This window comes from Burkholderia sp. LS-044, assembly GCF_004803625.1.
In the GTDB taxonomy this organism is placed as follows: domain Bacteria; phylum Pseudomonadota; class Gammaproteobacteria; order Burkholderiales; family Burkholderiaceae; genus Burkholderia; species Burkholderia cepacia.
On the sequence record NZ_SSWO01000007.1, the window covers coordinates 66,399 to 82,958 of the forward strand.

At 67.5% G+C, this 16,560-nt stretch carries 15 protein-coding genes; 6 read left to right on the forward strand and 9 right to left on the reverse strand.

Translation table 11 applies throughout. The annotated features are described in order from the left end of the window. Positions 1-2: 2 nt before the first annotated feature. The 3 genes from E9536_RS19360 to E9536_RS19370 are packed head-to-tail and all read right to left on the reverse strand — an operon-like array spanning position 3 to position 4,026. Positions 3-206: a DUF1656 domain-containing protein gene (locus E9536_RS19360; RefSeq protein WP_011351756.1), complete on the reverse strand. Its 204-nt coding sequence runs from the start codon at positions 204-206 to the stop codon at positions 3-5. Next, entirely contained in the window at positions 203-2,404 is a 2,202-nt protein-coding gene (locus tag E9536_RS19365) for an FUSC family protein (RefSeq protein WP_059699049.1), read from the reverse strand. Before E9536_RS19365 ends, E9536_RS19360 begins: the two co-directional genes overlap by 4 nt. A 14-nt stretch (positions 2,405-2,418) precedes the next feature. After that, complete coding sequence (locus tag E9536_RS19370; protein ID WP_136470415.1) at positions 2,419-4,026, reverse strand: efflux transporter outer membrane subunit; 1,608 nt, start codon at positions 4,024-4,026, stop codon at positions 2,419-2,421. Positions 4,027-4,183: 157 nt separating this feature from the next. Here E9536_RS19370 and E9536_RS19380 point away from each other — a divergent pair, with 157 nt between their 5' ends. Both E9536_RS19380 and E9536_RS41470 read left to right on the forward strand, forming a co-directional pair. After that, positions 4,184-5,125, forward strand: a complete 942-nt coding sequence (locus E9536_RS19380) for a LysR family transcriptional regulator (protein WP_027787721.1) — start codon at positions 4,184-4,186, stop codon at positions 5,123-5,125. Between the two features lie 117 nt (positions 5,126-5,242). Next, on the forward strand, positions 5,243-5,395 hold the full coding sequence (locus E9536_RS41470) for a hypothetical protein (RefSeq protein WP_006476208.1): 153 nt from the start codon (positions 5,243-5,245) through the stop codon (positions 5,393-5,395). A gap of 70 nt (positions 5,396-5,465) precedes the next feature. Here E9536_RS41470 and E9536_RS19385 read toward each other — a convergent pair whose 3' ends face one another. Genes E9536_RS19385 through wrbA form a run of 4 tightly spaced genes read right to left on the reverse strand, consistent with a single transcriptional unit; the run spans position 5,466 to position 8,771 of the window. Continuing rightward, positions 5,466-6,296 carry a metallophosphoesterase gene (locus tag E9536_RS19385; RefSeq protein WP_136470416.1) on the reverse strand — a complete coding sequence of 277 codons (831 nt, stop codon included), beginning with the start codon at positions 6,294-6,296 and terminating at the stop codon, positions 5,466-5,468. A 25-nt stretch (positions 6,297-6,321) separates the two neighbouring features. Continuing rightward, complete coding sequence (locus E9536_RS19390; RefSeq protein ID WP_136470417.1) at positions 6,322-7,743, reverse strand: FAD-binding oxidoreductase; 1,422 nt, start codon at positions 7,741-7,743, stop codon at positions 6,322-6,324. An 18-nt stretch (positions 7,744-7,761) separates the two neighbouring features. Next, entirely contained in the window at positions 7,762-8,154 is a 393-nt protein-coding gene (locus E9536_RS19395) for a DUF2069 domain-containing protein (protein WP_021160810.1), read from the reverse strand. Beyond that, positions 8,151-8,771: an NAD(P)H:quinone oxidoreductase gene (gene wrbA, locus E9536_RS19400; protein WP_027787717.1), complete on the reverse strand. Its 621-nt coding sequence runs from the start codon at positions 8,769-8,771 to the stop codon at positions 8,151-8,153. The genes E9536_RS19395 and wrbA overlap by 4 nt, the downstream gene beginning before the upstream one ends. A gap of 145 nt (positions 8,772-8,916) precedes the next feature. Between wrbA and E9536_RS19405 the strand changes: the two genes are divergently transcribed. Continuing rightward, positions 8,917-10,248 (forward strand): YihY family inner membrane protein, encoded by a 1,332-nt coding sequence (locus tag E9536_RS19405; protein WP_027787716.1) that lies wholly within the window; start codon positions 8,917-8,919, stop codon positions 10,246-10,248. Positions 10,249-10,264: 16 nt separating this feature from the next. Here the strand turns inward: E9536_RS19405 and E9536_RS19410 are convergent, their stop codons facing one another. Beyond that, entirely contained in the window at positions 10,265-10,582 is a 318-nt protein-coding gene (locus E9536_RS19410) for an Mpo1-like protein (protein ID WP_021160807.1), read from the reverse strand. A gap of 159 nt (positions 10,583-10,741) precedes the next feature. On the opposite strand from E9536_RS19410, the gene E9536_RS19415 reads away from it, so the two are divergent. The 3 genes from E9536_RS19415 to aroC all read left to right on the forward strand — a co-directional run bounded on the left by E9536_RS19415 (position 10,742) and on the right by aroC (position 14,596). Continuing rightward, positions 10,742-11,197 (forward strand): CBS domain-containing protein, encoded by a 456-nt coding sequence (locus E9536_RS19415; protein WP_006755543.1) that lies wholly within the window; start codon positions 10,742-10,744, stop codon positions 11,195-11,197. Between the two features lie 139 nt (positions 11,198-11,336). Further along, entirely contained in the window at positions 11,337-13,271 is a 1,935-nt protein-coding gene (locus E9536_RS19420) for an MFS transporter (protein ID WP_060349698.1), read from the forward strand. Positions 13,272-13,495: 224 nt separating this feature from the next. Then, entirely contained in the window at positions 13,496-14,596 is a 1,101-nt protein-coding gene (gene aroC, locus E9536_RS19425) for a chorismate synthase (protein WP_059699057.1), read from the forward strand. A 134-nt stretch (positions 14,597-14,730) separates the two neighbouring features. Here the strand turns inward: aroC and E9536_RS19430 are convergent, their stop codons facing one another. Further along, the gene (locus E9536_RS19430; RefSeq protein WP_060151308.1) at positions 14,731-16,404 is read right to left on the reverse strand and encodes an electron transfer flavoprotein-ubiquinone oxidoreductase; all 1,674 of its coding nucleotides are present in this window, start codon (positions 16,402-16,404) and stop codon (positions 14,731-14,733) included. Positions 16,405-16,560 lie beyond the last annotated feature (156 nt).

The window sequence follows — 16,560 nt, forward strand, 5'->3', positions numbered from 1 at the left end:
AATCAACGGTAAACGGCAAGACTCAGTCCGCCGCAAATGCAGACGAGGAGGCAGGCCCGGAACAGCGACGGGTGCCAGACGAGACGGTAGAGGCCCGTATAGGCGAGCAGGCGGTCGACGGCCCAGGTCGCGAGCGCGCCGAGGACGAACATCAGCACCACCGTGGGCATGTAGGCATCGAGAATGGCGATTTCACGCGGCATCATGACGAGGCTCCTGGTTGGGGACGCACGGGGCGGTTGCGGTTGAGCGCGGCGAGCGGCGATTCGGGATCGAGCAGTGCCGTGCGCACGAAATGCAGATGGCTCAGGATGCGCTGCAGCCGGTGGCGTTCCTCGCGCGTCGGCGTGAATGCGTCGAGCGTCTGCCGGGTCGCGTCGATCGCATCGTTTACCGCGGCGAGCGTTGCATCGAAACGTTCGGCGTCCGGCCGCGCGAACAGCGACGACAGCGCGGCGCGCATCGTTTCGATCGCGCGGCGCCACGGCGTCGTCGGCGCGTAGCGCGGGTCGGACGGCAGCGTTGCCAGCTCGTGGCGCAGGTCGATGGCCGCATTCCCGGTTTCGAGCACCGCGAACATCCAGCGCAGCGCGTCGCGCTGCACGTCAGGCTGGTCGGCCGACAGCGTGTGCGCCTGGTACATCAGGTCGCGCGCGCCGCTCTCGAAGCGCGTGCGCAGTCCGGCGAGCCGCGCGTGGCAGGCCGCGACGGCCTGGTGACGCAGGTCGGCGAACAGGCGTTTCTTGAGCCACGGCGCGGTCGGCGGGAACAGCACGGCGAACGCGATCGCCGAGACGAGCATCGACAACAGGAGCGCGAGCGCGTCGTTCATGAAGCTCGTGGGATCGTAGTGCGTGATGCTGTCGGGGCCGGCGAGGAAGCAGAAGAAGATCAGATAGCCCGCGCCGTAGCCGGCGAGCTTCGGCTTCAGCGACATGTAGATGCCGATCGCGAGCAACGGCGCGAGCGCCGCGCACAGCAGGACGAAGCCGTCGATCCGCGGGTAGATGCCGAACGTCAGCAGGAAGCCGGTGCAGACGGCCAGCGCCGTGCCCATCCCCATCTGCGCGGCCATCGCGGTCGGGCGCGGCGCCGACGACGCGAGCGCGCAGGTCGCCGCGGCGTTCAGCACCAGCATCACGCCGCTCGGCCACGCGGTCTCGATCCAGAACCAGCCGAGCGCGAGAATCACCGTCGCGGTGCGGATCCCCGCGATCGTGGCGGCCGTTTTGTTGGTGCGCGGCTCGTAGCGTTCGATCCAGCGTTCGCGCTCGTGCGTCGCGGTCGCGAGCGACGCATAGGTCGCCGCGTATTCCTGCAGGTCGGTGATGAAGCGGTACAGCAGTTCGGCGGCGGTATCGAAGTCGAGCAGCGGGAAGTCGGGCTGCGTTTCGAGTTCCGCGCGTGTCGCGCGGATACGGCGCGGGAGCGCGTCGCGCCACGCGAGCAGTTGCTCGGCCGAGTGCGCGGCGTCGATCGACGTGCGCACGGGTTCGCCATCGCGCGTGAGCAGCGGCGCGATCTCGCGGAAATACGGCTCGATCGCATCGATTGCGGCCTGCGCGCCGGCCGCGTGCAGCCGGTTCATCAGCTGGTGCAGCGCGTGAAAGCGGCTCGACGCGCTCATGAACTCGCTGTTCAGCCGCGCGAGGCGGCCGCTGCGCATGCGCGTGTCCGGATCCTCGAACACGGCCATGCTGCGCGCGGCCTCGAAGCCGACCACGTCGGCGACGAAGCGCGTATGGATGGTCTCGATGTGCGCGCGGTCGAGCTGGCCCGACAGCGCCGACGCGACGTAGTCGACGAAGCTGCCGAAGCGCTTGCGCACCGTCGTGCGCATCTGCTCGCCCGTGTACCGAGGAAACACGAGCGCGCTGACGACGCCGGCCGACACGATCCCGATGATGACTTCGGAGACCCGCGTCATCGCGCTCATGAATGCGCCATCCGGGTGCTGCGACGCGGGCAGGCCGATCAGCGCGGTCGTATAGCCGGCGAGCAGGAAGCCGTAACTGCGGAAGTTGCGGTTGCGCGCGGCGCCGGCGGTGCACAGCGCGATCCACAGGGCGATCGCCAGCAGGAACAGCTGCGGCTGCTGCGGGAACAGCCCGACGAACGTGAGCGTCGCGATGAGCCCGAAGATCGTGCCGGCGACCCGGTAGAAGCTTTTCGCGAGCACGGCGCCGCTTTGCGGCTGCATCACGATGAATACGGTCGTCATTGCCGTTTTCGGCGCCGGCAGGTCGAGCCGCATCGACACGCCGAGCGCGATGAAGGCCGCGAGCAGTGCCTTGAACAGGTAGAGCCACGCGGCGCCGTCGGTGCGGGCCCAGTCGCCGAACGCGGCATACCAGGCCGCGAACGGACCGCCGGCGGTCGGGGAGAGGGGGGAGGAGGCTGACATGGCGTCGCTCCGGGTTACCGTGCGGCCGGCACGCCGGCGGCACCGGCGGCCGCGACCTGCGCGGGCCGGGCGGCGGCGGCCACGGGTTTCGCATCCGACGCGGCGGCCGGCGCGGCTGCGCCCGCGGCGGATTCGCCATGCGACGATTGGCTGCCCGGCGGATGGCCGCCCGGCACGTCCGTGCCCGTCTCGACGCCGCCACCAAGCGCGGCCATCAACTGAGCGTGCGCGGCGAGGCGTTCCGCATCGATGCGGGCGGCCGTTTCCTGCGCGCGCAACAATTGCTGCTGCGCGACCAGCACGTTGACGTAGTCGGTCAGGCCGCGGCGGAAACCTTCGCGCGACAGCTGGTAGCTGCGGTCGTTGGCGGCCACCGAGCGTGCGGCGTCCTTCTTCTGCGTATCGAGCGAACGGATCCGCACGACCTGGTCGGCGATGTCCTTGAGCGCGCCGACGATCGTCTGGTTGTATTGCTCGACCGCCTGGTCGTAGCCGGCATTCGCCGCGCCGAGCTGCGCGCGCAGCCGGCCGCCTTCGAAGATCGGCAGCGACAGCGCGGGGCCGGCCGTCCAGCCGCCGTTCATCGCGCGCAGGAAGTCGGTGAACGGCGCGGTCACGCCGAAGCCGCCGACCGTCGCGAGCAGGTCGATGTTCGGATAGAACGAAGCCTTCGCGACGTCGATGCCGCGCGCCTGCGCGTCGACCGTCCAGCGTGCCGCGACGACGTCGGGGCGGCGGCCGAGCAGGTCGGCCGGCATCGCCGACGGCAAGCCGGCCGGTGCGTCGAGCGACAGCCGAGGCCGCTTGATCGCATCGCCGGCGCCCGGGCCCTTGCCGGCCAGTGCGGCGAGCTGGTGCCGCGCGAGCTGGATCGCTTCCTCGTAGCTGTCGATCTGGCGCTCATAGTCGGGCAGCGTCGATTCCGCCTGGCTTACCTCGAGCTGCGTGCCGAGGCCAGCCTGCAGCCGCTTGCGCGCGAGATCGGCGAGCGAGCGCTGGCGTTCGAACGTTTCGTGCGCGAGGTCGAGCAGCGCGTAGTTCATCGACATGCCGACGTACGCGCGCACGACGTTGACTTCGAGTTCGAGCTTCGCCGCGCGTGCGTCGGCGGCGGTCGCGTGCGCGGTATCGAGCGCGCGCTCGGTCGCGTTCTTGTCCTTGCCCCACAGGTCGAGGTGGTAGGACAGGCCGAGCGTGCCGGTGTTGTTCCAGGTGTCGGTGTTCGCGAGCGGGCCGGGGCCGTAATAGACGTTGTCCGGCCAGTGCTGGCGCATCAGCGAGAGGTTGCCGTTGATCTGCGGCAATTCGGCCGAGCGGGCCACGCGCGCCATCGCCTGCGCTTCGCGCACGCGGGCCTCGGCGGCCGCGAGCGTCGGGTTGCCGGCCTGCGCGGCGGCAATCCATGTGTCGAGCTGCGGATCGCGGTAGGCGCGCCACCAGTCGGCCGCGGGCCAGCCCGCGTCACGGTCGGCCGCGCGGATGGCCGCGCCGGCATCGAGCGCGTTCGCTTCGATGCGGGCCGACTGCGGCTTGTTGTCGCCCATGCTCGCGCACCCGGCCATTATTAATGAGACTGCAAGAACCGCCAGTGCGAGCGTCCCTTTTGTCGCCGGAGACTGCACGATTTTCTCCCTTTCGGATATAGATGAGTCGGATGCGATTATATTTTTCAGCGATTCCTGAATATATGGACAAGGGTGCAAGTCATTTTTACGAATCCTGAGACAATACTTGTTTGCCTCTGTGCAACAATCCGTCCGGATTCAAACGGGTAATGGGATGGATACGTTACAAAACATGCGGGTATTCGTCCGCGTGGTCGACGCGGGAAGCTTTACCGCGGCCGCCCAGCAGATGAATTCGACCACTGCCTACGCGTCGCGCGCGGTCTCGGATCTCGAGGCGCACCTGCGCACGCGCCTTCTGAACCGCACGACGCGCCGGATCGCACTGACCGAAGCCGGCGAGCGCTACCTGCAGCGCTGCGAGCAGATCCTCGCGTATGTCGACCAGGCTGAAGCCGAGGCGGGCGACGCGCATGCGCGCCCGTCGGGCAAGCTGAAGGTGCATTGCTTCACGAGCCTCGGCCAGCACTACCTGGTGCCGGCCATCGCGCGCTATCGCGAGCGCTACCCGGACGTGCACGTCGAGCTGACGCTCGCGCAGCGGATGCCCGACCTGCTCGACGAGGGCTACGACGTCGCGATCGTCGTCGGCCGCGACCTGCCGGATTCGGGGCTCGTGTCGCAGCGGCTCGGCGAGAGCTACAGCGTGGTGTGCGCGTCGCGCGGCTACGTCGAGGCGAACGGCGTGCCGCAGCGGCCCGCGGATCTCGCGCAGCACGTATGCCTCGGGATGGTCGCGCCGGGCTTTCAGTTCGACGAATGGGCGCTCGCGGGGCCGAACGGCGACGAAGTCGTCCCGATCACGGCGCCGCCGTTTCGCGTGAACGTCGCCGAGGCGCTCGCCGTGGCCGTGCGCGAAGGGATGGGGATCGGCGGCCTGCCGCTCTATTCGGCGATCGGCTGGTTGCGCAGCGGGCACATCGTGCGCGTGATGCCCGAATACCGGTCGCACGTGATGAACATCTACGCGCTGTATCCGTCGCGTCAGTACCTCGACGCGAAAATCCGTACCTGGGTCGATTTCCTGCGCGACGAGCTGCCGGCCACGCTGGCAGCCGACGAAGCCGCGCTCGAACAGTACACGCGTGCGACATGACCGCGCGGTTAGCCGCAATCTGACGAGATTTGTCCTTCACGCAACATTTTTTTACGAACGCGTGCCGGACAGTTTGATACTGTGGAAATTAACGAGATACGCAACCCCGGAGTAGCGATGGATACGCACCTGATGATCGGCCTTGGAGTCCTGCTGGGCGCGGCTGCGGCCGCCGCGGCGACCCGCGACCTGCTGCGCGCGATGAAGGCGAAGGCGCAGATGAAGCCGGTGCCGGTACGGGTGCGCGAGCCGCGCCGCCCGGGGCGCTGATCCGCAGTCACGCTCCGGGTCGAAAAGGTCGCGCAAAAAGGCCGCGCAATGCGGCCGGGCGGGCCGGCGTTCAGCCGAGCTCGACGACCTTGTCCCACGTGAACGCGGTGTTTTCCCGTTCGCCGGTGCGCCGGTGGATGTAGCCGCGCGGATTGCATACCACGCGTGTGCCACCGTCCGCCACGTAGTCGAATGACGTATGCGTGTGGCCGTGGAGCCACAGATCCACTGGCGGCTGCACGAGTTCCGCCATGTCCGTGACGAATCCCGCCGACGCAAGATCGTCCGCATAGCGCTGCGCCAGCGAGCGCCGGTGCGGCGCATGGTGGGTAACGACGATCGTCCGGCCCGCGAACGGCGTCGCGAGTTGCGTCTCCAGCCATGCGCGGCTGCGTCGATGCAGCGCGATCGCGTCGGCCGGCGAGAAATCCCGTTCCGGCATGCCCGGCGCCGCATGCAGCGCCGCGTCATGCGGCCAGGTCACCTGGATCAAGCCCTTGAAATCGAGCATCACGCGCAGCCCGGCGTCGATTGCGCCCGCGAGGCTGGCTTCGTCGGTACCGAACAGCGAAAAATCGGCCCAGAGCGTCGTGCCGAGCACGCGGAACCGCTGCCCGGGATCGACGTAGACGTCGTTGTTCAGGTAATGCACGTTGTCGAGCGCCTGCGCCGCATCGCGCATCGCCGTCTCCAGCGCGCCGAATTCCCCGTCGTAGTACTCGTGGTTGCCTGGCACGTAGATCACCGGTACCGCGGGATCGAACGTTTCGGCCGCCCAGCGCAGGCCTTCCGCATGATTGTGGATGTCGCCGGCCAGCACGACGATATCCGCGTCGGCATGCGCGATCGCGTCGGGCTGGTTGCTTTCGAGGTGCAGATCGGACAGGACGCGGATTTTCACGGGCGGGGCTCCGGAGTGGGCGGCTTCAGCGCAGGACCTTGCCGGGATTCATCAGGCCGCGCGGGTCGAGCGCGGTCTTCAGCGTGCGCATCAGCGTCGTTTCGACCGGGGACTTGTAGCGCTGCGCGTCGTCGATCTTCAGCTGGCCGATCCCGTGCTCCGCGCTGATCGTGCCGTGGTGGCGGTGCACGTTGTCGTAGACGATCCGGTTGATCGGCGCCTGGAACGCGGCGAGGAACGCCTTCGGATCGCCGCCTTCGGGCATCTGCACGTTGTAATGGAGGTTGCCGTCGCCGAGGTGGCCGAACGTGACCATCCGCGCGCCCGGCGCGGCCTGCTGGATCGCCGCATCGGTTTCGTCGATGAAGCGCGCGATCGACGAAATCGGCACCGCGATGTCGTGCTTGATGTTGAGCCCCTCGTCGGCCTGTGCGAGCGGGATGTGCTCGCGCAGATCCCAGAATGCGCGCGATTGCGCGAGATTCTCCGCGACCACCGCGTCGACCACGAGCCCGGCCTCGAACGCTTCCTCCATCAGTTTCTCGAACAGCGCGCGCGCATGCGCTTCGCTTTCGTTGTCGGACAGTTCGAGCAGCACCGTTTGCGCGTGCGTCTGCGCGAACGGGTAGCGCAGTTGCGGGTAGTGCTTGCCGACCAGCTGCATGCAGAAATCCGACATCAGCTCGAAGCCGGTCAGGAGCGGCCCGGCCGCGCGCTGCGCGAGCGCGAGGAAATCGAGCGCCGCGTGCGGCGATTCGAGCGCGGCGAGTGCCGTGACCTGCGCGGCCGGCAGCGGATGCAGCTTCATCACGGCCGCCGTGATGATCCCGAGCGTGCCTTCCGCGCCGATGAACAGGTCGCGCAGGTCGTAGCCCGTGTTGTCCTTGCGCAGTCCGCGCAGGCCGTCCCAGATCTCGCCTTGCGGCGTTACCACCTCGAGCCCGAGGCACAGTTCGCGCGCGTTCCCGTAGCGCAGCACCGCGGTGCCGCCCGCGTTGGTCGACAGGTTGCCGCCAATCGTGCAGCTGCCTTCCGCCGCGAGGCTCAGCGCGAACAGCCGGGCGCCTTCGCGGGCACGTGCCTGCACGTCGGCGAGAATCACGCCGGATTCGACGGTGATCGTGTTGTTGTGCGGATCGAGCGCGCGCACGCGGTTCAGGCGCGCGACGCTCAGCACGGCCTGGCTGCCGCTCGCGTCGGGCGTGGCGCCGCCGGCAAGGCCGGTGTTGCCGCCTTGCGGCACGAGCGCGATGCCGTATGCGTTGGCCAGCTTGACGAGGGCGGCGACCTCGGCCGTGTTCGCGGGTTTCAGCACCGCGCACGCGGCACCCTTGTAGCGGCGGCGCCAGTCGGTCAGGAACGGTTCGGTATCGTGCGGGTCGGTCAGCACATGATCGGCGCCGATCGCATCGCGGCACGCGGAAACGAAAGCTTCGGAGGACATCATCACCTTGTCGCGTAAGGGTCAGGACGCGGCGCGCGACTTTTTCGCCGCGCGCTTGAACGGCGCGACGTACGCCAGCGCCGTCACGAAGAAACCGACGGCGAGCGCGGTTTCGCACCAGCCGAGCGTCGCGGACAGCCCGCGATCGGACATGCCGCGCACGACGCCTTCGGCAAAATAGACGAGGATCAGCATGCTCGCCCACTGCATCGTATAGATGTTACGCCGCCAGACGCCGGGCAGCGCGAGCGCGAGCGGTATGGCCTTGAGCATCAGCGCGGAGCCGCCCGGGCGCAGCGGCGCGAGCCGCAGCTCCCACGCAAGCGACAGCGCGATCAGCGCGACGAGGCATGCGGCAGCAATCAGCGCGTAGCGCGGCCGGGCAGTGACGGCGGGACGGGCGGGGGCGTTCATGCGGCCTCGGCGGCCTGGGCGCTGGAGAGGGCGGCCGCCGCGCGCGCGAGTCGCACGCCGAGCGCGGCCGCGAGCGTCTTTTCGTCCGCGGACAGCCCGCCGGCGGCCGAGCGGTCGTGCTGCGCGACGTGAGAGGCGCCGTACGGCGTGCCGCCGGTACGCGTCGTGCTGAGTGCGGATTCCGTGTACGGGATCCCGACGATCATCATGCCGTGATGAAGCAGCGGCAGCATCATCGACAGCAACGTCGATTCCTGGCCGCCGTGCAGGCTGCCCGTCGACGTGAACACGCTTGCCGGCTTGCCGGTCAGCGCACCCGACAACCATTGCGGCGTGGTGCCGTCGAGGAAATACTTGAGCGACGCGGCCATGTTGCCGAAGCGGGTCGGCGAGCCGAGCGCGAGGCCCGCGCATTCCTCGAGATCGCGCAGTTCCGCGTACGGCGGGCCGTCGGCGGGGATGTCGGGGGCGGTGGCTTCGCAGACGGTCGACACGGGCGGCACGGTGCGGATGCGGGCCTGCATGCCCGGCACGCTGTCGATGCCGTTCGCGATCGCGAGCGCGAGATCACGCGTGGCGCCGTGACGGCTGTAATAGAGAACGAGGATGTCTTTCATGGGCGACGGAACCGCGTGCGGCCGCGCGCGTGCCCGGTGCAGTCGGCCCCTGCTGGAATCGAGCGGCTATTATAGGGGCTGAAGCCGTCGCGCAGCGCGGCGGCGGCGCGCCGTCGGGCGCGCGGTATCAAGAAGGAGAAGCCGTTTGCCGAAGTTGAGCGTCGATCTCGACACCCTCAAGCGCCTGGCGCAGTTCGCGGCCCGGCGCAGCGCCGAGGATCGCATCCCGCAAGTGGCGGGCAGCCTGACGTTCACGACGATGCTGGCCCTCGTGCCGCTCGTGACGGTCGCGTTCGCGCTGTTCACCGCGTTCCCGATGTTCGCGTCGTTCCAGATCTCGCTGCAGGGATTCCTCGCGGATCACCTGATGCCCGCGCAGTTCAACGTCCAGATATTCAAGTACCTGAACCAGTTCGCGTCGAAGGCCAAGGGGCTGACGACGGCCGGCCTGATCGTGCTCGTCGTCACATCGGTGATGACGATGATGACGATCGAGTCGGCGTTCAACCTGATCTGGCGGGTACGCAAGCCGCGACCGTTCGCGCAGCGCGTGCTCGCGTACTGGGCGCTGATCACGCTGGGCCCGCTGTTGTTCGGTGTGAGCCTGTCGATCTCGTCGTACCTGTTCACGCAGTCGCTCGCGTTTACCGGCGCGGGGCCGTCCACGTCGATCGTCGAGTGGCTGCTGGCGCTCGTGTCGCTGCCGCTGGCGGTGCTCGCGTTCACGCTGCTGTACGTGTACCTGCCGAACTGCACGGTCGCGTGGCGCGATGCGGTGATCGGCGGGCTGTTCGCGGCAATTGCGTTCGAGCTGGCGAAACGCGGTTTCGGCTACTACGTGCGGCGCATTCCGACCTATACGGCCGTATACGGTGCGTTCGCGGCGTTGCCCGTGTTCCTGTTATGGGTGTACCTGAGCTGGTTCATCGCGCTGCTCGGCGCGATGGTGGCCTCCGCGCTGCCGGCGATCCGCGTCGGCCAGTTCCACCGCATCCACTATCCGGGCAGCGACCTGCTCGACGCACTGGAAATGCTCGCGCGGCTGGCCGAAGCGCGCACGGCCGGCAAGCGCGGCTACACGGCGATGCGGCTCGCGACCATGCTGCGCTGCGACATGGAAACCGCGCAGCGCCTGCTGACGACGATGGAGGAGCGGGAATGGATCGCGCGGCTGGACGGCGGCGGCGAGACCACGCCGCGCTACATCCTGCTCGCGAACCCGGAGCAGCTGACGCTCGCGCAGTTGTTCGACGTGCTGGTGATCGACCGCACGGAGCTGACCTACCAGTTGCAGCGACGCCGCAGCCATGTCGATGGCGCGGCGCTGCTCGCGGTGCTGTCGAGCGATCGCTTCGACGTGTCGCTCGCGTCGCTGATCGCCGCGCACCGGCCGGCCGGCGCACAAGCGGCGGGTGTCCCGGGGCAGGCGCCGGGCGGCGTGTCCGACCCGCACGCGCGGCCGCCGCGGCCCGCGTGAGCGGGGTGCCTGGCCGTTACAGCGGGATCTTGCCGGTGCAGATGTCCTTGAACATCACCCAGTCGCCCATCAGGCTGTAGATCGGGTGCCGGAACGTGGCCGGGCGGTTCTTCTCGAAGAAGAAGTGTCCGACCCACGCGAACCCGTAGCCGCAGACGATCGCCGCCGGCAGCCACAGCCAGTCGCCGGTCGCGATCGCCATCGCGACGCAGCCGATTACGCCGAGCGAGCCGACGAAGTGCAGCCGCCGCGACGTCAGGTTCTGGTGTTCGTTCAGGTAATACGGGTAGAAATCAGCGAAGCTGGCGAATTGCTCCGTATGCGTATGCGCCATGGCCGTCTCCTCGGGCCGCTGTTCATGGGGCCATTGTGCTGCCGGCGGCCTGCTTCCGCAAGCGGGGCGGCGGCCCGCCGCACGGGCCCGCGCTTTCCTTTTGACAGGCTTTCCGATAGGATCGAAAGAGGTTTTGCATTCAAGCATGAGGGGACTACGATGCGCGTCAGCGATATTCTGAAAGTTAAGGGCAACACGCTGTTTACGGTGACGCCCGACAAGCCGCTGCGCGAAGCGGTCGACACGATGGCCGAGCACGACATCGGTTCGCTCGTCGTGATGGAGTACGGCGATCTCGTCGGGATGCTGACGTTCCGCGAGATCATCCTGCGCCTGCACGTGAACGGCGGCGCAATTGGCGACGTGCAGGTGCGCAAGGTGATGGACGAGCCGCTCACGTGCACGCCGGAAACGGACGTCAACGAAGTGCGCCGGATGATGCTCGAGCGCCATGCGCGCTATATGCCGGTGCTCGACAAGAAGGTGCTGATGGGCGTCATTTCGTTCTACGACGTCGCAAAGACGGTCGTCGAGGCGCAGAGCTTCGAGAACCGGATGCTGAAGGCGTACATCCGCGACTGGCCGGAATCGGAAGCCGAAGCGCACAAGTCGTGAACCACGCCGCGCCCGTCGCCGTCATGCGCGGGCGCCGCCACCCGGCACGCGGCGGCGCAGGCTTGTCCTGCGCCGCCGTTTTTTCAATGACCATACAAGGCCCGCGCAGCGTCGCCCAGACGGCGCGCGCGTATTCCGCATGAGCGATCATACGCAAGCCACTTCCAGGCGGCGCGACGAACGGCACGCGCACGCGTCGCAGTTCGACCTGCTGCGCGAGCGCCGTTTCGCGCCGTTCTTCACGACCCAGTTCCTCGGTGCGCTGAACGACAACGTCTTCAAGATCGGCTTCACGTCGCTCGTCACCTATCACACCGCGCGGTTCGCCGGTGTCGATGCGAAGACGGCGGCCTTCCTGATTTCCGCGATCTTCATCCTGCCGTTCGTGCTGTTCTCGGCGACGTCCGGCCAGATCGCCGACAAGTACGACAAGGCGACCCTCACGCGTTTCGTGAAGACCTTCGAGATCGTGCTGATGCTGGTCGGCGCGGCGGGCTTCGTCATGCACAGCGCGCCGCTGCTGTATCTGTGCACGTTCATGATGGGGATGCACTCGACGCTGTTCGGGCCCGTCAAGTATTCGTACCTGCCGCAGCATCTCGGCGAGCATGAGCTGGTCGGCGGCAACGGCCTCGTCGAGATGGGCACGTTCATCGCGATCCTGATCGGCACGATCATCGGCGGCGCGGCCGCGGGCATCGAAGGTGCCGGCGAGCGCGTGCTCGCGGTGAGCGTGCTCGTCATCGCGATCGCGGGGCGTCTCGTCGCGCAGCGCGTGCCTTCCACGCCGGCGCCGCAGCCCGATCTCGTGATCAACTGGAATCCGGTCAGCGAGACCTGGCGCAACCTCGGGCTCGCACGCCAGAACCGCACCGTGTTCCTGAGCTTGCTCGGCATCTCGTGGCTGTGGTTCGTCGGCGCGACGTTCCTCACGTCGTTCTTCAATTTTGCGAAGGACGTGCTGTCGGCGAGCCCTGACGTCGTCACGATCCTGCTCGCGACGTTCTCGGTCGGTATCGGCCTCGGTTCGCTGCTGTGCGAACGGCTGTCGCAGCGGCGCGTCGAAATCGGCCTCGTGCCGCTTGGCTCGATCGGCATCAGCGTGTTCGCGATCGAGCTGTATTTCGCGAGCCGCGCGCTACCGTCGCCCGGCCATCTGCTGTCGGTCGGCGAATTCCTGGCCGGCGCGCGCCACTGGCGCATCCTGGCGGACCTGTTCCTGCTCGCGATGTTCGGCGGCTTCTACAGCGTGCCGCTGTACGCGCTGATCCAGAGCCGCAGCGCGCCGACGCACCGCGCGCGGATCATCGCCGCGAACAACATCCTGAACGCGCTGTTCATGATCCTGTCGGCCGTGATGGCGATGGGGCTGACCAAGGCCGGCGTCGACATCCCGGGGCTGTTCCTCGTCACCGCGCTGTTGAACGTGATCGTCGCGGCCTACATCTATCTGCTCGTGCCAGAGTTCCTGCTCCGCTTCGTCGCGTGGGTGCTCGTCCACACGTTCTACCGGATTCGTCTCGTGCACGCGGAGCGGATTCCGGCGGAAGGCGCGGCCGTGCTCGTGTGCAACCACGTCAGCTACGTCGATGCGCTCGTGCTGGCCGCTGCGAGCCCGCGCCCGATCCGTTTCGTGATGGATCACCGGATCTTCAAGACGCGCTTCGCGAGCTGGGTATTCCGGCATGCGAAGGCAATCCCGATCGCGCCGCGCCACGAGGATCCCGCGATGCTCGCGCGCGCGTACGACGCATGTGAGGCCGCGCTGAAGGACGGCGAACTCGTGTGCATCTTCCCCGAGGGCAAGCTGACCAAGACGGGCGACATCAACACGTTCCATCACGGCATCACCGAGATCCTGGGCCGCACGCCGGCGCCGGTCATTCCGATGGCGCTGCGCGGGCTGTGGGGCAGCTATTTTTCGCGGCATTCCGATGCGCGGATGCCGCGGCCTATCAAGCGCGGCGTGATGAGCCGGCTGACGCTGGCGGTCGGCGAGCCGGTCCCGGCGTCGGTCGCGACGCCCGAGTCGCTGCAGGCCGCGGTAACCGAACTGCGCGGCGCGCGGAAGTAGGCGGGCGCCTGTCCGGATGCGTTCGGCTGCAACCGGGCCGGACGGGCTTGCGCCGCACAGGCCGGGCCGCGCGTCCGGGCTGCCTTTCATGCGGCCTGCGGCCCGCGGGTGCGGGACGGCTGGCATAATAGCGGCTTACCTCTTTTCTCGACCGGCAAACGATCGATCTGCCTGCGGCCCGGGCAGCGCATCGGTTTGCCCATTTCTCTTTGGGCGGTTCCATCATGTCCGGCAATACCCTCGGCACGCTTTTCACTGTCACGACCTTCGGCGAATCGCACGGTCCCGCGATCGGCTGCGTGATCGACGGCTGCCCGCCGGGAATGGGGCTGACCGAAGCCGACATCCAGGTCGAACTCGATCGCCGCAAGCCGGGCACGTCGCGTCACGTGACGCAACGGCAGGAGGCTGACCAGGTTGAGATCCTCTCGGGCGTGTTCGAAGGCGTGACGACCGGTACGCCGATCGCACTGCTGATCCGCAACACCGACCAGCGCAGCAAGGACTACGGCAACATCGTCGAGACGTTCCGTCCCGGCCACGCCGACTACACCTACTGGCAGAAATACGGCATCCGCGACTACCGCGGCGGTGGCCGTTCGTCCGCGCGCCTGACCGCGCCGATCGTCGGCGCGGGTGCGGTTGCGAAGAAGTGGCTGCGCGAGCGCTTCGGCGTCGAGGTGCGCGGCTACATGAGTGGCCTTGGCGAAATCGACGTGCCGTTCGTCGACTGGTCGCACGTGCACGAGAATCCGTTCTTCGCGCCGAATGCGGCGGTCGTGCCGGAGCTCGAGGCGTACATGGATGCGCTGCGCAAGGATGGCGATTCGATCGGCGCGCGCATCGACGTCGTCGCGTCGGGCGTGCCGGTCGGCTGGGGCGAGCCGGTGTTCGACCGTCTCGATGCGGACATCGCGAAGGCGATGATGAGCATCAACGCGGTGAAGGGCGTCGAGATCGGTGCGGGTTTCGACAGTGTTGCGCAGCGCGGCTCGATGCACGGCGATGAGCTGACGCCGGGCGGTTTCGTCGGCAACCATGCGGGCGGCGTGCTCGGCGGGATTTCGACGGGGCAGGACATCACCGTGTCGATCGCGATCAAGCCGACGTCGAGCATCCGTACGCCGCGCCGTTCGATCACGAAGGCGGGCGACGAGGCGACCGTGGAAACGTTCGGCCGCCACGATCCGTGCGTCGGCATCCGCGCGACGCCGATCGCCGAGTCGATGCTCGCACTGGTGCTGATCGACCATGCGCTGCGCCATCGCGCGCAGTGCGGGGACGTCGAGACGTCGACGCCGAAAATCGCCGGTAGCGCGACCTGACACAAGCGGGCGGGGCGCGGCGCGCCTCGCGAACGCGCAGGGAATACAAAACGGGGCGCTGCCTGAAGCAGCGCCCCGTTTCGTTTGTGGCGACCAGCAAAAACGCGCCGCTCGCGGCGGCGCGTCGTGGCGGATTACATGTTCGGGTAATTCGGCCCGCCGCCGCCTTCCGGCGTGACCCACACGATGTTCTGCGTCGGGTCCTTGATGTCGCAGGTCTTGCAGTGCACGCAGTTCTGCGCGTTGATCACGAGGCGATCGCTTCCGTCGTCGTTCTTCACGAACTCGTACACCGCTGCCGGGCAGAAACGTCCTTCCGGCCCCGCATACGTGCGCAGGTTCACGTTCACCGGCACGTTCGCATCCTTCAAGGTCAGGTGCGCCGGCTGGTTCTCTTCATGGTTCGTGTTCGAGATGAACACCGACGACAGCCGGTCGAACGTCAGCTTGCCGTCCGGTTTCGGGTACTCGATCGGCTCGCACTGCGACGCCGGCTTCAGCATCTCGTGGTCCGCATGCTTGTGGTGCAGCGTCCACGGCACGTTGCCGCCCATCACCTTCTGCTCGAGCCCGACCATCAGCGTGCCGAGGTACAGCCCCTTCGCCATCCACTGCTTGAAGTTGCGCGCGCGGTACAGCTCCGTGTACAGCCACGATTGCTTGAACGCATCCGGGTACGCATTGAGCTCGTCCGACTGGCGGCCCGCCTGCACCGCGTCGAACGCGGCGTCGGCGGCCAGCATGCCGGTCTTGATCGCCGCGTGGCTGCCCTTGATCCGCGACGCGTTCAGGAAGCCCGCGTCGTCGCCGATCAGCGCGCCGCCCGGGAACACCGTCTTCGGCAGCGACAGTAGCCCGCCCGCCGTGATCGCGCGCGCGCCGTACGACACGCGCTTGCCGCCTTCCAGGAACGCCCGGATCGACGGGTGCGTCTTGTAGCGCTGGAATTCCTCGAACGGCGACAGGTACGGGTTCGTGTAGCCCAGGCCCACCACGAAGCCGACCACGACCTGGTTGTTGTCCATGTGATACAGGAACGAGCCGCCGTAGGTGTCCGACTTCAGCGGCCAGCCGGCCGTGTGGATCACGAGGCCCGGCTTGTGCTTGGCGGGATCGATTTCCCACAGCTCCTTGATGCCGATCCCGTACGCCTGCGGATCGGCGTTCGCGTCGAGCTTGAACTTCGCGATCAGCTGGCGGCCGAGGTGGCCGCGGCAGCCTTCGGCGAACAGCGTGTACTTCGCGTGCAGTTCCATGCCGAGCTGGAAGTTCTCGGTCGGCTCGCCGTCCTTGCCCACGCCCATGTTGCCGGTCGCGACGCCTTTCACGGAGCCGTCGTCGTTGTAGAGAATCTCGGCGGCCGGGAAGCCGGGGAAGATCTCGACGCCCAGCGCTTCGGCCTGCTGGCCGAGCCAGCGCGTGACATTACCCAGCGAAATCACGTAGTTGCCGTGGTTCTGGAAGTTGGCGGGCAGCGCCCAGTTCGGCGTGGTGACCGCGCTTTTCTCGGACAGGAACAGGAAGCGGTCTTCCGTCACCTCGACGTCGAGCGGCGCGCCGCGTTCCTTCCAGTCGGGGAACAGTTCGGTGATCGCGCGCGGGTCCATCACCGCGCCCGACAGGATGTGCGCGCCGATCTCGGAACCCTTCTCGAGCACGCACACGCCGATCTCGGTGCCTTTCTCGGCGGCCAGCTGCTTGAGCCGGATCGCCGCCGACAGCCCGGCGGGGCCGCCGCCGACGATCACGACGTCGTATTCCATCGATTCGCGCGGGCCATATTGCTCGATGAGGCTTGCGGGGGTCATTGGCGTTCCTCTAACCGTTAGAATGCTTTTATTCGGGAGCGTATTGTCTGCGAAACGAAACGCTTGCCGCAACAGCATGCGGCTAGATTAGCACGATCGTTCTATTTTTGTGCTAGGGTAATGCCGCTCGGGCAGTGCTGCTCGTAGCGGCGAAAC

What these genes read in the sequence shown, in the direction of transcription:
- E9536_RS19360 (WP_011351756.1), bottom strand. Translation starts at nt 206, where the DNA reads ATGATGCCGCGTGAAATCGCCATTCTCGATGCCTACATGCCCACGGTG.
- E9536_RS19365 (WP_059699049.1), bottom strand. Translation starts at nt 2,404, where the DNA reads ATGTCAGCCTCCTCCCCCCTCTCCCCGACCGCCGGCGGTCCGTTCGCG.
- E9536_RS19380 (WP_027787721.1), top strand. Translation starts at nt 4,184, where the DNA reads ATGGATACGTTACAAAACATGCGGGTATTCGTCCGCGTGGTCGACGCG.
- E9536_RS41470 (WP_006476208.1), top strand. Translation starts at nt 5,243, where the DNA reads ATGGATACGCACCTGATGATCGGCCTTGGAGTCCTGCTGGGCGCGGCT.
- E9536_RS19390 (WP_136470417.1), bottom strand. Translation starts at nt 7,743, where the DNA reads ATGATGTCCTCCGAAGCTTTCGTTTCCGCGTGCCGCGATGCGATCGGC.
- E9536_RS19395 (WP_021160810.1), bottom strand. Translation starts at nt 8,154, where the DNA reads ATGAACGCCCCCGCCCGTCCCGCCGTCACTGCCCGGCCGCGCTACGCG.
- wrbA (WP_027787717.1), bottom strand. Translation starts at nt 8,771, where the DNA reads ATGAAAGACATCCTCGTTCTCTATTACAGCCGTCACGGCGCCACGCGT.
- E9536_RS19410 (WP_021160807.1), bottom strand. Translation starts at nt 10,582, where the DNA reads ATGGCGCATACGCATACGGAGCAATTCGCCAGCTTCGCTGATTTCTAC.
- E9536_RS19415 (WP_006755543.1), top strand. Translation starts at nt 10,742, where the DNA reads ATGCGCGTCAGCGATATTCTGAAAGTTAAGGGCAACACGCTGTTTACG.
- E9536_RS19420 (WP_060349698.1), top strand. Translation starts at nt 11,337, where the DNA reads ATGAGCGATCATACGCAAGCCACTTCCAGGCGGCGCGACGAACGGCAC.
- aroC (WP_059699057.1), top strand. Translation starts at nt 13,496, where the DNA reads ATGTCCGGCAATACCCTCGGCACGCTTTTCACTGTCACGACCTTCGGC.
- E9536_RS19430 (WP_060151308.1), bottom strand. Translation starts at nt 16,404, where the DNA reads ATGACCCCCGCAAGCCTCATCGAGCAATATGGCCCGCGCGAATCGATG.